Source organism: Streptomyces sp. NPDC057543, assembly GCF_042801895.1.
Classification (GTDB): Bacteria; Actinomycetota; Actinomycetes; order Streptomycetales; family Streptomycetaceae; genus Streptomyces.
Genome location: NZ_JBHVFF010000080.1, coordinates 1 through 14,913 on the forward strand (window position 1 = coordinate 1; position 14,913 = coordinate 14,913).

10 protein-coding genes and 3 pseudogenes are annotated in these 14,913 nt (G+C 67.4%); 12 read left to right on the top strand and 1 reads right to left on the bottom strand.

Annotation, left to right across the window (positions count from 1 at the left end; translation table 11 throughout):
- The 6 genes and pseudogenes from ACFU8Q_RS16105 to ACFU8Q_RS16130 all read left to right on the top strand — a co-directional run.
- A partial coding sequence (locus tag ACFU8Q_RS16105; protein WP_384453520.1) for a BTAD domain-containing putative transcriptional regulator occupies window positions 1-821 on the top strand: 821 nt, incomplete at its 5' end.
- A 477-nt stretch (window positions 822-1,298) separates the two neighbouring features.
- Window positions 1,299-4,748, top strand: a complete 3,450-nt coding sequence (locus ACFU8Q_RS16110) for a trypsin-like peptidase domain-containing protein (protein ID WP_384453523.1) — start codon at window positions 1,299-1,301, stop codon at window positions 4,746-4,748.
- 85 nt (window positions 4,749-4,833) lie between these two features.
- Complete coding sequence (locus ACFU8Q_RS16115; RefSeq protein WP_384453526.1) at window positions 4,834-5,241, top strand: CU044_2847 family protein; 408 nt, start codon at window positions 4,834-4,836, stop codon at window positions 5,239-5,241.
- A 554-nt stretch (window positions 5,242-5,795) separates the two neighbouring features.
- Window positions 5,796-5,921, top strand: a pseudogene (locus tag ACFU8Q_RS16120) (transposase family protein); the annotation flags it as partial.
- Window positions 5,922-6,281: 360 nt separating this feature from the next.
- Entirely contained in the window at window positions 6,282-6,596 is a 315-nt protein-coding gene (locus tag ACFU8Q_RS16125) for a hypothetical protein (RefSeq protein ID WP_384453529.1), read from the top strand.
- Between the two features lie 349 nt (window positions 6,597-6,945).
- Window positions 6,946-7,384, top strand: a pseudogene (locus ACFU8Q_RS16130) (DUF6415 family natural product biosynthesis protein).
- A 16-nt stretch (window positions 7,385-7,400) separates the two neighbouring features.
- Here ACFU8Q_RS16130 and ACFU8Q_RS16135 read toward each other — a convergent pair.
- Entirely contained in the window at window positions 7,401-10,601 is a 3,201-nt protein-coding gene (locus tag ACFU8Q_RS16135) for a tetratricopeptide repeat protein (protein WP_384453531.1), read from the bottom strand.
- A gap of 522 nt (window positions 10,602-11,123) precedes the next feature.
- Here ACFU8Q_RS16135 and ACFU8Q_RS16140 point away from each other — a divergent pair.
- From ACFU8Q_RS16140 to ACFU8Q_RS16165, 6 genes and pseudogenes are all read left to right on the top strand, one after another.
- On the top strand, window positions 11,124-11,285 hold the full coding sequence (locus ACFU8Q_RS16140) for a helix-turn-helix domain-containing protein (protein ID WP_384453534.1): 162 nt from the start codon (window positions 11,124-11,126) through the stop codon (window positions 11,283-11,285).
- Between the two features lie 11 nt (window positions 11,286-11,296).
- Entirely contained in the window at window positions 11,297-11,512 is a 216-nt protein-coding gene (locus tag ACFU8Q_RS16145) for a hypothetical protein (RefSeq protein ID WP_384453536.1), read from the top strand.
- A gap of 25 nt (window positions 11,513-11,537) precedes the next feature.
- A complete protein-coding gene (locus ACFU8Q_RS16150) occupies window positions 11,538-11,987 on the top strand; it encodes a hypothetical protein (protein ID WP_384453539.1) in 450 nt (149 codons plus the stop codon).
- Window positions 11,988-12,000: 13 nt separating this feature from the next.
- Window positions 12,001-12,411 (top strand): annotated as a pseudogene (locus tag ACFU8Q_RS16155) (DUF1343 domain-containing protein); the annotation flags it as partial.
- 74 nt (window positions 12,412-12,485) lie between these two features.
- Window positions 12,486-13,838: an erythromycin esterase family protein gene (locus ACFU8Q_RS16160; RefSeq protein WP_384453542.1), complete on the top strand. Its 1,353-nt coding sequence runs from the start codon at window positions 12,486-12,488 to the stop codon at window positions 13,836-13,838.
- Window positions 13,839-14,129: 291 nt separating this feature from the next.
- Entirely contained in the window at window positions 14,130-14,825 is a 696-nt protein-coding gene (locus ACFU8Q_RS16165) for a DUF899 domain-containing protein (RefSeq protein ID WP_384453545.1), read from the top strand.
- Window positions 14,826-14,913 lie beyond the last annotated feature (88 nt).

Genomic DNA, 14,913 nt, shown 5'->3' on the forward strand with positions numbered 1-14,913 from the left:
CTCCGACCGCCACGACCACATCGCCTACCCGGCCCCCGCAGACGGAAGACCCCGGAGCCGGCGATGGGCTGGACGTGCTGCTGCTCGGCCCCATCAACATCGCAGGAGCCACCGGCCGCATCGACTCCAGTCGCAAGCGAATCGGCATCGAGCTGGTCGCCTTCCTCGCCCTCAACCCGGGCGTCGACCACCACGCCATCGACGACGCCCTATGGCCCGGCCGCATCGGCAACAAGGACAGGCGCAACCAGGTCATCTCCCGCACACGGTCCTGGCTAGGCACGGACACCGACGGCAAACCGCGCTTCCCGCGCGTCCACGACACCGGCGACAACCGCTACCGCCTGGGACCCCACACCGCCTGCGACTGGACCCGATTCCAGAAACACACCCGCAAGGGCCTGGCCGACCACACAGAAGACGGCGACCTCGCACTGCGACGCGCGCTCGCCCTGGTCCGCGGCCGCCCCTTCACCGGAATCGACCCCGGCCGCTACGCCTGGGCCGAGCCCGCCATCGAGGAGATGGTCTCGGCGATCACGCACGTCGCGTACGAACTGTCCACGCGCCGCCGCGAAGCAGGAGATGTCCCCGCCGCCCTGTGGGCAGCCCGCCGAGGCCTGCTCGCCGCCGAGGAGAACGAGACCCTGCACCGCCAGATCTTCCTCGCCCACCACGCCGCCGGCGACATCGACGCCCTCCGCCAAGCCGCCGCAACCCTGACGAATATCAACGAACAGCTCGGCGGCGGGGTCGACATGGACGCCGAGACGGCGGAACTCCTGCGCAACCTGCTGCCCCGGCCCCTCACCACCCGCTGACCTGTGGGTTCCGTGAATCCGTGAACACTGTCAGCGAATCATGAGCACTGTCCGAGCAATTCCGCGGCTCGGTGGGCAGCGGGTCTCGCGACCTGGGGCTTTACCGCGACTACTGGGCGTGAAGCCCGTTGCCGATGGCCAGGATTGCTCGTGATCGGATGCCGAAACGCGGCACCGGCATTGCTCACTGCTTCGGACACCGCAGGTCAAAGACTCGCGAGTGCTCACTGATTCGCGGAACCTACATGACCGGCCCGAGTGTAAGATCCGCGGTTTCGTGAGCAATTCCGCGTGATCACGAGCAGAACAAATCCGGGCGATTCCTGCATGGACGATATGGGTACGTCATGTCTGGTGTCGCAACGGCACTCGGCCGTGCTATTTGCGTGACCGGGCACGCCTGTCCTGTCGCCCCGCTACGTTGGTTGGGCTGTGGCGAGGACAGGGCGGTTGCCGGGAGGTTTGGGGAGGGTGCTGATGGGGCCGAAGGACGACCCGTTAGGCAGGGTAAGTGCCGGGCCGAGCGATACGTCCGTGGTCCGGATCCTGGACAGGCTCGGGACCCCGCAGGGGGCGGGCTTTCTGACAGGCGAGCGGGATGTGGTTACCTGCGCGCACGTAGTGGCCGCAGCGTTGGGTCTCGAAGACGCGCAGGCGGACCCTGAAGGTCCGGGAGCTACGGACGCGGGCTGTGAGCCGGGCAGACCGCCTGCGGGTCGACTACATCTGGACTTTCCCCTGTCTGCTCCGGGCCGCCCTGTGGGGGCAACTGTTGTGGCGTGGGTCCCGGTCCAAGCAGACGGGACGGGTGACATCGCAGTGCTCCGGCTTGCGGAACCCGCACCGCCCGAAGCGTCTCAGGCCCGGCTGGTGGAAGACGGCGCTGTCGCGGAACTACAGGTGCGAACCGTGGGCTTTCCGCTGGGCGACGATGCCGGCGTGTACAGCGCGGGCTTGCTGCGCGGCAGGCAGGCCACCGGCTGGTTCCAGTACGACACTGACCCGGCCAGTCAGTTTACCGTGCAGCGCGGGTTCTCAGGGGCACCTGTCTGGGACCGCGACCTGGGCGGCGTGGTCGGCATGGTGGTCACCACCGACGTGGATCGGGGCCGACGCACGGCGTACATGATTCCCACCTCTACACTCTGCGCGGCATGGCCCCCGCTCCGGGAAGCCGCCAAGGCCCGCAGCCCGTTCCGGGACCTGCACCCGTTCATGGAGAACGACGCGCCGGTCTTCCACGGCCGGGACGACGCAGCCCGCCGGATCGCCGACCGCATGTCTGTGGGGTCCGGCGTCTGTCTCGTGGGGGCGTCCGGCAGCGGGAAGTCCTCGCTGCTCAATGCCGGGGTGTTGCCATTGCTGCGGCGGCACGGCGATCTGGCCATCGCGGTGCTGCGACCTGGCCGTACTCCGCTGGAAGAGCTGGCGTTTGCCTTGCTGCCGCTACTGGAGCCCGGCGCGACGCAGACTGCACGGATGGCGGCGGAGCCGCAGGTGACCGCAATGCTGCGGCAAGGGCGGATCGACGCGCTGGTGAACCGGGCGCTGGCTGTACAAGACAAGCGCGGGCTGCTTCTGGTCGTAGACCAGTTCGAGGAGGCATTGACCGCCCCCTCCGAGACTGATCTGGAAGCATTCGCCACCGCATTGAGCCACTGCACGATCCCCGGCTCTCGGATGCAGGTGTTCATGGCGCTGCGCGCCGACTTCCTGACCGCTGCCCTCAGCCACCGCGCGGTGGCGCCGTTGGTCGATGACAGCCGACTATTCCCGTTGATGCCCATGTCGGAGGAGGAGGTGCGGTCGGCGGTGGAAGGTCCGCTGAGCGACCTCGCTGTGCGCTATGAGCACGGATTGGTCAACCGCCTGCTGACCGACCTGGGACCGGACCCGACGCGCCTGCCGCTGCTGCAGTTCACCCTGACCCGGCTGTGGGAGATGCAGAGCGTCAAGAACGGGCTGATCAGCCACGCCCACTACGACGACTTGGGTGGAGTGGCCAAAACCCTGGCCAACCACGCCGAGCAGGTCTGGTTCGCGCTGCCGACTGACGACCGCCGACACGCCCGTAGTCTGCTGGTGCAACTGGTCCATCCCGGCGGCCCGGACACATCACCGACTCGGCGCACCGTGCTGCGCACCGACCTGAGCCCGCAGCAGTGGTACATAGCTGAGCGGTTGATGACCACCCGGCTGCTGATGCCGACTGGGGAGCACCATTTTGGCGGGGAATCAGTCGAAGGAGTCGAACTGGCCCACGAGACGCTGGTGGCGCAATGGGACCGGCTGCGCGACCTCGTCGCGGCGGACCGGGATTTCCGCGGCTGGCAGGAAGGACTCAGGCGGCGGATCGCGCGGTGGGAGAGCGAAGGCCGCCCCGTCAGGCGTAGTCTGACCGGCGTCGACCTGCGCGAGGCACGCAGCTGGCGGAAGAAGCGCGGAGACGAAATCGCCCCAATCGAGCGGCAGTTCATTGAGGTCAGCGTCTCGCGGACACACCGCAGGCGGCTGGTCGCAACCGCGATGACCGTAGCCGTGGCGCTGATCGCCGCTACAGGAACCTTCCTGTGGCGGCACTCAGCAGAGGCCAGCAGCAGGAATGCTGCGAAGGCCACTGCAGCCGCTGTCCTTGTCCAGCAATCCCGCGACGCAGCAGCCAGCGGACAGACGGCAGACAAGTACAACGCCGTACTACTCGCTATGCGCGCCTATCTCACCGGCGACACCACCGGCACTAAGCAACTGCTAAAACAAAACTACGAAGTTTACGGATTCGCTGACCTGCTCGTCCCGGCATACGGCTCCATCGCCGAAACTGGCGGTGGGCCATCGGTGAGCGCTGACGGACGGACCATAGTCTCCCTGAGTGCAGCCGGCGAGCAGATGGTTTGGCAGCTCGGCGGCGACCCGGTTCAGGCTCCCCGGAACACCGGAAGGCACGAGGACGTCACGGCCGTATCCCCAGACGGAACTCTGATCGCCATGACCTCCAGCGATATTTCCCCGGTCGTCCTCTACGACGTTCGCACCAGCCGAGTCGTCCGGACGCTTCAAGATCCGCCCCAAGGCGACGTGGAGTTCGGCCACCAGGAGGACTACACCGACTACATATCGCTGGCCTACGACCCCACTGGCCGGCGGATCGCAGCAGTCACGGGAGGTAACCGGATCATCGTCTGGAACGCTGCTGACGGCCATATCGAGCACACCCTGAACTTCCAGGACAACGCTCCGACCCACTGCTGGTTCACTGCGGGTGGACAGGGACTGGTCGCCATCAGCGATGACCTTGGCACCAGCCGAGTCCGAAGCTGGAACCTCACACAAACATCCCCCCGTTTGCACGTGATCGGCATTCCTCGCGCTGGCATGCCCATGATGGATGTCAGCCCAGAGGGCAGCGTCCTTGCCGTCGTCCAGACCACAGTCTCAGAGAAGAACCGCAAGGTTACGCAAACCATTTCACTATATCGACTGCCCAGCGGTCAGCCTGTCGGGCCGACCCAGCCGTTGGTAACTGACAGCGTCTTCAACGGGATCATTATTGGAGCCAAAGGCACGCGCCTCGTAGGAGTTAGTTCTGGGTCTACCTATACCAAGGAGTCGTCTCCTAATGCTTCGGGAATTCCTGTGGTATCCGGCCCGTGGACGACGATCGATACTTTCGGCCCCAACGGCACCACAGCCCTCCTCACTGACGACAACCTGAACGCCGTAGTCAAGGCGCAGGGCAACAATGACCCCCTGCAACGACTCCCGGCCGTCCCTGAATTCTGGGTATCGGACGGTCCTCCGGTCTCACCCGCGGGGGGTCCCCAACGATGGCTCACCGCGCTCTGTGGGATCCTCGGTTCAACGGCGTTGTCTCCTGCGGCAGAGCAGAGACTGCCACCCGGTGCGTACCGAGGCCCGCTCTGCCCATAAGCAGAGCAGGAAAAGCGTCGCTGCCCGCTTCGAGGGAACAGCACCAAATCGGAGAACGCATCGAGATTCACAGAATGGAAAAATCATGTCGAGCCACCAACTCATACGCATCCCGCTCACGAATTCGACGGGTGATGCCGAATCCACCTCAGTGCTGGCCGAGGTGGACGCCACGACTTCCGGGGTTGCGCGAGCGGGCCGGGCGGGAGATGCCGCCGCCACAGCTGTCCGCTCGCTGAGCGAGACGTTCGACCAAGTCCGCGGCGCAGTTGAAACGGCGCTCAGCAGGCTTACCTCTCTCTCTGTCCAGCCGAAGTCGGTTGAACTTGAAGTTGGCGTCAAGTTCAGCGCCGAAGCCGGCGCGGTCATCGCAAAAACGGCTACGGAAGGCAACGTCGTATTGCGGCTGACCTGGGAGCGTCCGAACACCGAACCGACCCCATACCCAGACGGGGAACCAGTTGCCGACAGTGCAACTCCCGAGACTCGGTAGTCGCCGAATTCGTACGCGGGGGAACCTCGACGGTTACCGCCCTTCCGCCTCAGCAGCTACCGCTGCCTCGGCTCACGTGCTGTTACCAATCACGATGCGGCTTGCCCCTATTGCTTACGTCCGGCCAACGGAACCAGTACGCAGCCAGTGTGGATTCCAGTATTCCCGCAGGAATAACTGCTCACCAAGTCGCGGACCCTACATGACCGGACCGAGCTCACCTATCCAGAGGAGACGCGATGAAGCCGAATCGTATCGGAGGGCGCCGGTGGCGGGCCCGCCACGTCCTGGAAGCCTGGCGGGTGCCCTGGCCCGTTGGGGCATCCACACAGGGCTTCGGCGTAGTTGCGTGATGCGCGGTTCGTGGTGGTCCGTCAGGTTGGTGACAGGGCCTGAACGTGAGAGGCACGGCTTCCAAGATCATGGAGTTCTCGACACCACGTGATCCGAAGACCGTGCCTGCCGACGCATCATCGCCAATCACATGTGCCTTTGACCAGCTCCGATAACATCTCGAAGTCGTATCCGAGGAGGTCCTCAGTCTGCCGGAGCGGCTGGCTGAAGTACCGGACCCGCGTGATCCACGCGGAGTGCGCCACCGCCTGACCGTAGTGCTTGCACTCACCGCGTGTGCGGTGCTGGCCGGAGCGACCTCACTGCTGGCGGTCGGCGAGTGGATCGCCTCGCCCCAGAGCACGTGCTGGAACAGGTCGGCGCCCGTCGCGATCCACTTCTGCCAAGGCGGGTCCTGCCCTCGGAGACAACGGTCCGTCGGCTGCTGGCCCGCATCGACGGCGACGCGCTGGACCGGGCGGTCGGACGCTGGCTCGCGGACCGTCGGTCGACGGAGACCCGGACACCCAGCTTCGCGGCTTGGCCGTGGACGGCAAGAGCCTGCGTGGCGCGGCCAGAGCGAAGGGCCGGAAGATCCATCTACTCGCCGCGCTGGAGCACACTACCGGCCTGGTCCTCGCCCAGTTGGATGTTGGCGAGAAGAGAAGACGAACGAGATCACCTGTTTCCAGCCGCTGCTGGACACCGTGGCCGAGCTGGCTCGAGTCGTGGTCACGAGCGATGCCACCCAGCGCGAGCACGCCGGCTACCTCCTCGGACGCGGGGCCCACTACATCGTGATCGTCAAAGGCAACCAGAAGAAGCTGTGCAGACAGCTCAAGTCCCTTCCCTGGAAAGACATTTCGCGTCAAGGCCGCACCAGGGGCACCGGCCACGGCCGCTCGGAGATCCGCAGGGTCAAGGCCGCCACCGTGAACAGCCTCCTCTTCGCGCCGCGATCCAGGCCTGGGCGCGCCGCTGCGAATGGGGTTGCACCCACGGGTGGCTGGAGGGGTGGCTGAACCCTGTGGTCCAGCGTTTTACCGGGGGTTGCACCGGAGGTGGGAACCCCCTTTTCGTGATCTTGCTCGTTTTGCCTGGTCAGGCCCTGTCGGCAAGCCCTTCGCGCTCGCCGACACCTCTTTCTCCGCGATAGCCGGAGGAAGCGGATCGTTGTCTGGACGCCCGGCGCGGCCCAGCTGGCTCCGGCGTTCCCTCCCCGGCCCTGCTCGCCCGCGCGGACTGGGTCTTCGCCCGGTTCCTCGCTCAGCGGACCGAGGACCAGGACGACGGGCCCGACGGCGGCGGCGAGGACACCCGCGGTGACCGCCGGCCACCCGCGCGACGACGCCCCCGGCAGCGAGGCCCGCCATGCACACCAGCACGCACACGGTCCTGTACGACCCCGACGGACTGATCGAAGCGGAGCTCCCGCTCGACCGCGAACCGTACGAATGCCTTGTCAAGGCCGTCCTCGCGTGGTCCGGCGAGGACACGCTCACGGCCCGCGACTACGAGCAGATCGCCCTCCAGCTGACCGGCCACGCCCGCGCCATCGCCTCCGACATCCGCCGCCGCGCTGACCAGCTGCCGAAGAACAGCGGGCCCAAAGCGCTCGCCGACGTCGTCCTCCAGGAGGCGGAAGAGCTGCTGTCCACGACGCCGGAGGGCACCGTGCGCTGCGTCCAGAACCGCCCGCCTCGTCCGCGCCCTCTACGATCGCCTGGACCGCCTGGAGGCCGTGCCCGTCCCGGCCGTACGAACTGCCGCGCACCCGGGTGCGACCATGGACCCCGGGTACGCGGCGTAGCGCATGGTCCGTCGAATCATCCTGAGGCGTGATCCGTGATGAACTGGCGGCACTGCCGCGCGCGGTTGGCCAGTTCGTCGCCCAAAGCGGAGAGTTCAGCCAGGTAGAGCAGCAGGTCTGTGACGGCGTCGTGGTCCGGGCCCCCGGCGAGGAACAATCTGGTTGCCTCCGCCACGCTGTTTTCCGGTTCGAGCAGTAGTACCCGGAACAGGTCGAAGAACCTGGTGGCGTCCCCTTCCGGCGTACTCACCGGGGAGGCGAGCAACTGGCTCCACTGCTCCACACACGCTCCGATCCCCGACTCCACTGTGTCGAGCATGAGCTTCTCGAACGCGTAGCCACGATCCTCCGGGTCGGCTTCGACGGCACGTCCCAGATCCTCCCGCGCCTGGTCGTAGTGGCCTGCTTGCCGGTGTGCTTGGCCGCGGGAGCCGAGGGCCCAGGCGTCGGTGGGGTCGAGGTCAAGCGCGGCGGTGAGGTCGGTGATGGCCTGGTCGTAGCGGTCGGCCTGGCGGTGTGCTTCTCCGCGTTGGGCGAGGGCCCAGGCGTAGGTGGGGTCGAGGTCAAGCGCGGCGGTGAGGTCGGTGATGGCCTGGTCGTAGCGGTCGGCCTGCAGGTGTGCTCGGCCGCGTTGGGCGTGAGTCCAGGCGTCGGTGGGGTTGATGGTGAGTGCGGCGGTGAGGTCGGTGATGGCCTGGTCGTAGTGGCCTGCGTGCCGGTGTGCTTGGCCGCGGGAGCCGAGGGCCCAGGCGAGGGTGGGGTCGAGGTCAAGCGCGGCGGTGAGGTCGGTGATGGCCTGGTCGTAGTGGCCTGCGTGCCGGTGTGCTTGGCCGCGGGAGCCGAGGGCCCAGGCGTCGGTGGGGTTGATGTTGAGTACGGCGGTGAGGTCGGTGATGGCCTGGTCGTAGCGGTCGGCCTGGCGGTGTGCTTGGCCGCGGGAGCCGAGGGCCCAGGCGTCGGTGGGGTTGATGTTGAGTACGGCGGTGAGGTCGGTGATGGCCTGGTCGTAGTGGCCTGCGTGCCGGTGTGCTTCTCCGCGTTGGGCGAGGGCCCAGGCGTCGGTGGGGTTGATGTTGAGTGCGGCGGTGAGGTCGGTGATGGCCTGGTCGTAGTGGCCTGCTTGCCGGTGTGCTTGGCCGCGGGAGCCGAGGGCCCAGGCGAGGGTGGGGTCGAGGTCAAGCGCGGCGGTGAGGTCGGTGATGGCCTGGTCGTAGCGGTCGGCCTGGCGGTGTGCTTGGCCGCGGGAGCCGAGGGCCCAGGCGTCGGTGGGGTCGAGGTCAAGCGCGGCGGTGAGGTCGGTGATGGCCTGGTCGTAGCGGTCGGCCTGGCGGTGTGCTTCTCCGCGTTGGGCGAGGGCCCAGGCGAGGGTGGGGTCGAGGTCAAGCGCGGCGGTGAGGTCAGTGATGGCCTGGTCGTAGTGGCCTGCGTGCCGGTGTGCTTGGCCGCGTTGGGCGAGGGCCCAGGTGTAGGTGGGGTTGATGTTGAGTGCGGCGGTGAGGTCGGTGACGGCCTGGTCGTAGCGACCTGCTTGCCGGTGTGCCTGGCCGCGGGAGCCGAGGGCCGAGGCGTAGGTGGGGTTGATGTCGAGTGCCGTCGTGAAGTCGGTGATGGCCTGGTCTATGTGGCCAAGCCAGCGATGGGCTTCCCCCCGGCAGGCCAAGGCGTAGGCGTTGCGAGGGGCAGCGGCGATGGCCTGGTCGAGTTCAGCGAGGGCCTCTTCGTCGCGGTCGGCGAGGTAGAGACGGCGGCCGCGGTGGGTATGGGCTTGGCCCCGGGCTGGGGTGCTCAGCCGGCCGTGGGTCAGCAGGGCGGTGAGGCACGCGAGAGCGGGTTCGTTGTCGGCGAGGGCGTTCCGGAGGTGGCCGGCCCAGCTCAGCAGGGCGGCGTCAGCGGTGTCGTGTGCGGCCTGTTCAAGGGTCTCGGTCCACTGCCGCAGTACCCCCGTGTCCTGGTCCGCGGCCTGCACGACCTGTTCGAGGGCGGCCGTCAAATAGGCCGCAGGGTGCGCGCACAGGCGGTGGTAGGTCTCGTCCAGACGGTGTCGGCGCCATCCGGGATCTTCCCAGCGTTTCGCCTCGGCGACGTCTTCCTCAACGGCGGTGCGCCAGGTGGCGTGGGTGTCAGCGAGCCGGAGATGCGCTGCGGTCCAGCGCTGTGGAGAGTGGGCGCGCTGCTGACGGATCATGCTGGCCCGTACCACCGCGTGGTAGTGCCTGAAGTCGCCGCGGCCGCTGACGAACGGCTGCCCGCACAGCCACTCCCACAGTCCTTCTGCTTCCGGCTGTGCCGCGGCGGTGAACACGTCTTCGTTCAGCTGCAGCGGTAGCGCGCACGCCAGTACTGCATCGCGCTGGTGCGGGTCTGTGATCCACTGCACGAACCGCTCGACCGCTACGTCCGCCATGTTCCCGCTCGCGTCCACCTCTTCGACGGCACTGGGGCGGGCCAGGGCGAGGAGTTCCACGAGCAGCGGCAGCCCCAATGAAAGTTGGAGCACCGCCTCCGCCACGCCCGGCTCGGTCACGCCCCGGGCAGTCAGCAGGTCCCGTGTCTCGGCCTCGGTGAAGACTTCCAATGGCACATCCGCCACCTGCGCACGCAGCGGCGCCCACTCACGCTCCGCCAGTTCATCCCGCCCGGCCAGCACCACCATCACATTTACCGGTACCGGACCGAACTGCTCCGCCAGCAACTCCAGCAGCCACCCGTCCAGGTACCGGCCGGTCTGCTCCCACGTGTCGAAGAACAGCACCACCCACCGATGCCGCCCGCACAAACGCTCCAGCTCCGAAACGAACGCCCGGCTCAAATTCGCCTCGTCACCCCCCCGCCCACGCCGGTGCGCCCGGCTCCGGGCCCCGGACCGCAGCCGGTCCAGCCCCTGGGCCGCGGTATCCGGGTTCGCCATCGCGGCGACCACGCCGGCCCCCGGGATCAGCGACGCCGCCCCCAGAGCGGCCTGCGTCACCACCCGGCTCGACACCGATGCCTCCCCTTCCCCAGGCGCCGGCTCGGCGGGCGTCTCCTGTTCCCGCCGGAACTGCTCCAGCGCCTTGTCGAACTCCTTCAGCGGGCCCGCTTGCTCGGCCAGCTGCCGGGCCAGCTCCGCCAAGGCCTGCTGCACACCGTGGACATCGTTCTCATCCACCACCGCAGTCACCGCACCCGCCCGCCGGGCCGCCCCCTGCCACTGCCGCAGCAGCGTGGACTTCCCCACCCCACCCACCCCACGCACATGAAACAAAAACTCCGCCGGATCCTCCTCGGACTCCGGATCCTTCGACAAATTCTCCGCAAACAGCGACAACTGCGCCCGACGCCCCACAAACTGCGCCCGCGCACGCTGCCGGATCAGCTCACCACGCGACCGACCCCTACTTCCCGACCCCGACATCCCCGCACCCCCGTCACTCAACCCGCCCTCACGCCAGGCAGCAGCCCCGCCCGCAATCAGTCTGCTCCCGCTCTCAGGGCAGGTGTTCGGTGTCTGATCCGGATCCTTCTCTCAGGGGCCAGCCAAGCGGACAAAGTACCTTCCCGACAGGGGAATTCAGCGCTCGGACCAAGCCATTCTTTCTACGCTGCCCAGTCGTATCGGAGCTGGGCAAGCACACCGGGCCCGACCAAGCCGGTGTGGCGGGTGACCGGCGCGGGGGACAGGACGCGATCGGGGCCCTGAACTCGTCCGCTCCCCACCGGAGCTGTTCTCACTGTCAGTGGTGGCTGTGATGATCCTCGGATGAGTGAGACGATCATCAGGGCCTACCGTTATGCCCTGGACCCGACTGGGGCGCAGGTCGAGATCCTGCACCGTTATGCGACTGCCTCCCGGTGTGGGTTCAACTTCGCGCTCGGGATGAAGATCGCTGTCTATGCTGGTGCCGTGGCCGTGACCAGCTGATCGCCGAGGGCATGGACAGGGCGGAGGCCAACAAGAAGGCCCCGAAGGTCCGTGTGCCGAACCGGAACCGGACCCAGGCCTACTGGCGCGAGACCCGGGGCCAGGGATTCATCGGCCCGCTGCGCGAAGGGCAGGAGCCCCGGCAGCCCTTCGCCTGGTGGGAGGGCGTCAACAACCGCGCCTACTACACCGCGTTCGAGGACGCCGACACGGCGTGGAAGAACTGACTCCCTGGCCGGGCGCCGGCCACCGATGGGCTTCCCCCGCTTCAAGCGCCGCGGCGGCACACGTGAGTCCTTCCGGATCGTCCACAGCCTGAAGAACCCCGACATACGCTTCGAGGGCCCCCGGCGCCTGCGAATACCCGGCGGAGGCGGACAGCCGGCGTTCACCGTCCGCCTCCACCAGTCACCACGCGAGCTGACCAGGCTCATCGACTCCGGCCACGCGATCGTCACCAGCCTGACCGTCTCCCGGCACGGACACCGCTGGCACGCCTCCGTCCTGGCCAGGGTCGAACAGGAGCTGCCGGTGCGCCCCACCCGCCGTCAGCAGGCCGCAGGCCGGGTCGGGGTGTACCTGGGGGTGCAGACCGTACTGACCCTCACCGATCCCCTCACTCTGCAGCGAGGCCAGGACCCAGTCCTGGCCGTGGATAACGTGTGGACGGTCACTCATTTCCCCAGGGCTAACTTCACGTAATTCCCGGTGCTAGGGCCGCGGCACTACGCGCCCCTTCGAGCTGCTTGGCGCGGAGGGCATCGACCGCCGCTGGGCGGAGGCAGCGAACGCCCTGGACCTGCACGGGGTCCGCTTCCGGGAGACGTACTTCGCCCCGACCTTCTCGAGGTTCCAGGGGCAGACCGTCGGCGGGGTGCAGCTGCATGTGCACGACCGGGAGGCGTACGACCCGGTGCGTACCGGCATCGCGCTGCTGGTGACCGCCAAGCGGAGCTGGAGCGGCTTCGCCTGACGCCCCGACAACTGGATCGACAAGTTGACCGGCTCCACCACGGTCCGCACGATGATCGACGCGGGTGCCAGTCCGGACGAGGTGGTGGCGGCCTGGCAGAACGGGCTGGACTCGTTCCGCCAAATGCGCGAGGGGCATTTGCTGTACCACTGACCGGGGGCTGGCCCCACCCGAAGAGGGGTGCCGACGCCATTGGAATCGGGCCGGAAGATCGACACGCTTGATCCATGAATCCGCACACCGCATCTCGACGGATTTCACGTCCGCTGCTGCTCCTCGTCCTCGGTCTGCTGGCCTCGCTCATCGCGGCGGGGCCGGCCGCCCGGGCAGCCCCCGCGCAACAGGACGTGGCCGAAGCGCTGGCGCGGGCATCGCGCCCGTTGGCCTCGACAGGACCGTACGGCCCCTCGGCCGATCTGCGGCCGTTCGGCCGGATGGTGGGGACGGCGAAGATCGTCGGGCTGGGTGAGGCGACTCATGGCTCGAGTGAGTTCTTCATGATGAAGCACCGGGTCTTCCGGTACCTGGTGGAGGAGAAGGGCTTCACCACCTTCGCCCTCGAGGCCAACTGGAGCGCGGGCCTGCGCCTCAACGACTACGTGCTGCACGGCAAGGGGGATCCCGAGCAGATCATGCGCGAGGAGTTCCAGAACTCCTACGCAGTCTGGAACACCCGCGAGTATCTGGACCTCGTCACCTGGATGCGGGGCCACAATCTCCACCACCGCCACAAGGTCCAGTTCATGGGCAACGATATCGGGCTGGCAGGGCCCGAGCTGTTCGACAAGGTCACCGCGTACACGGCCACGCACTACCCGAAGCTGCTGCCGGAGATCGAAGATCTCTACCGCGACTCCCGGCCCAAAGGCAGCGTGGACGACGCCATGAAGGCGTACCTGTACAAGCCCCTCGACGAGCGCAGGCGCATGGCGGCGGACGTCAACCGCGCCTTGGCGCTGCTGGAGCGGCAGCAGCCCGGCCCCGACCGGGAGGAGCACGCCTGGGTCCTCCAGCACTCCCGGGTCATCGCCCAGGTGGGCACCGAGTACGGCTACGACCTCTTCGACCCGGCTGAGATCCCCCAGGCCATGCGCTACCGCGACCGGGTCATGGCCGAGAACACCGTGTGGTGGCAGCGGCAGACCGGTCACCGGATGCTGCTCTCCGCCCACGACGGACATATCGCCTACGAGTCCGGCGATCCGGCGAACTACCCCACCTCACAGGGCGCGTTCCTGCGCGACATGGTCGGCGACGACTACCTCACCGCCGGCTTCACCTTCGGGCAGGGCTCGTTCAACGCGAACGACATGACCGACCCCGCCGAGCCGGTCCGGGTCTTCTCGGTGGGACCGTCGGAACCGGGAAGCAACGAGCACACACTGAACGCGGTGTCCCCCGGCGACTACTACCTCGACCTGCGTACGACACCCGCGCCCGCCCGCGCCTGGCTGGCCGAGCCGCGGCCGACCCGGTTCATCGGAACCGCCTGGCCCACAGAACCCCTGCCCGTGCGCCTCGCACCTTCATTCGACGTGCTCTTCCACCTCCACCGCATCACCGCTGCTGACCTTCTCTGAAGGTCGAACCGTCCTTGCGGTCCGGCAGAATGCCGTGGCGCACGCCCTTGCACGAACCGGAGGGCACAGCGGGGTGTCCGCGGATCTGTGTGCCAATTGCTACGCGCGCTGCTGCGGCGCGCGGACCTGCCCTGGGCTGGCGCTCCGACCCGACTACGCGACCGCCTCGGCTTGCCCGCCAAAACGCCGTCGGCACCATAGTCGGCAACGCCGGCCACCGACGAGTTCCGGGGGCTGGTGGAGTCTGCCTCTGCACAGGCGAAAGCCGCACACGAGCTCTGTGAGGGAACCATGACCACGCACGCACTACCACCCGTCGTCGACGCCGCGACTTGGGAGCGCCAACTCGAGGCACTACGTGCCAGGGAGAAGGCCGCGACGCGGGAACTTGACGCGATCGCGGCCGAGCGCCGTCGTCTGCCGATGGCCGAGATGCCCGATTACACCCTCGAAGGGGAGGACGGCCTTGTTCGACTGGTGGACGTCTTCGAAGGCAAGAGGCAACTAATCGTCTACAACCACATGTGGTTCGCGGGCAAGGAATGGCAGTGCCCAGGCTGCACGGGGTTCACCTCGCAATACACCCGCCTGGAGTTCCTGGACAACTACGATGCTCGATTCGTCGTCGTCACCCAAGGCCCGATCAAAGAGGCACTCGCCTACAAGCAGCGGGTCGGCAACCAGATGGCGTGGTACTCGACTGCCAACAGTTCATTCGGGGCCGATGTCGGTGCACCGCCCGACGGAGGATTCGCGGTCAACGTGTTCCTGCGCGACGGCGACACCGTCTATCGCACCTGGCAGACCAACGGGCGGGGGGCCGAGCAACTCAGTCACACCTTCGCGCTGATCGATGTCCTGCCGTACGGACGGCAGGAGGAATGGCAGGACTCGCCCGAGGGCTGGCCTCAGTCGCCCACCTACAGCCGGTGGACGACGTCCAAAGACATCGCTGGGCTCTATAGCTCGGGCTCTGGCGGCGACTGAACGAACTTGCATCACGACCGACGAACGGTGAACTCGGAGCAGACGCACCATGCGCTTCAGTCGCTGAAGCGCATGGTGGCACCCCACC

Bases quoted from the DNA above. Each gene is read 5' to 3' on its own strand.
- ACFU8Q_RS16145 (WP_384453536.1), top strand. From the start codon at position 11,297: ATGGACAGGGCGGAGGCCAACAAGAAGGCCCCGAAGGTCCGTGTGCCG.
- ACFU8Q_RS16160 (WP_384453542.1), top strand. From the start codon at position 12,486: ATGAATCCGCACACCGCATCTCGACGGATTTCACGTCCGCTGCTGCTC.
- ACFU8Q_RS16150 (WP_384453539.1), top strand. From the start codon at position 11,538: ATGGGCTTCCCCCGCTTCAAGCGCCGCGGCGGCACACGTGAGTCCTTC.
- ACFU8Q_RS16115 (WP_384453526.1), top strand. From the start codon at position 4,834: ATGTCGAGCCACCAACTCATACGCATCCCGCTCACGAATTCGACGGGT.
- ACFU8Q_RS16110 (WP_384453523.1), top strand. From the start codon at position 1,299: ATGGGGCCGAAGGACGACCCGTTAGGCAGGGTAAGTGCCGGGCCGAGC.
- ACFU8Q_RS16165 (WP_384453545.1), top strand. From the start codon at position 14,130: ATGACCACGCACGCACTACCACCCGTCGTCGACGCCGCGACTTGGGAG.
- ACFU8Q_RS16140 (WP_384453534.1), top strand. From the start codon at position 11,124: ATGAGTGAGACGATCATCAGGGCCTACCGTTATGCCCTGGACCCGACT.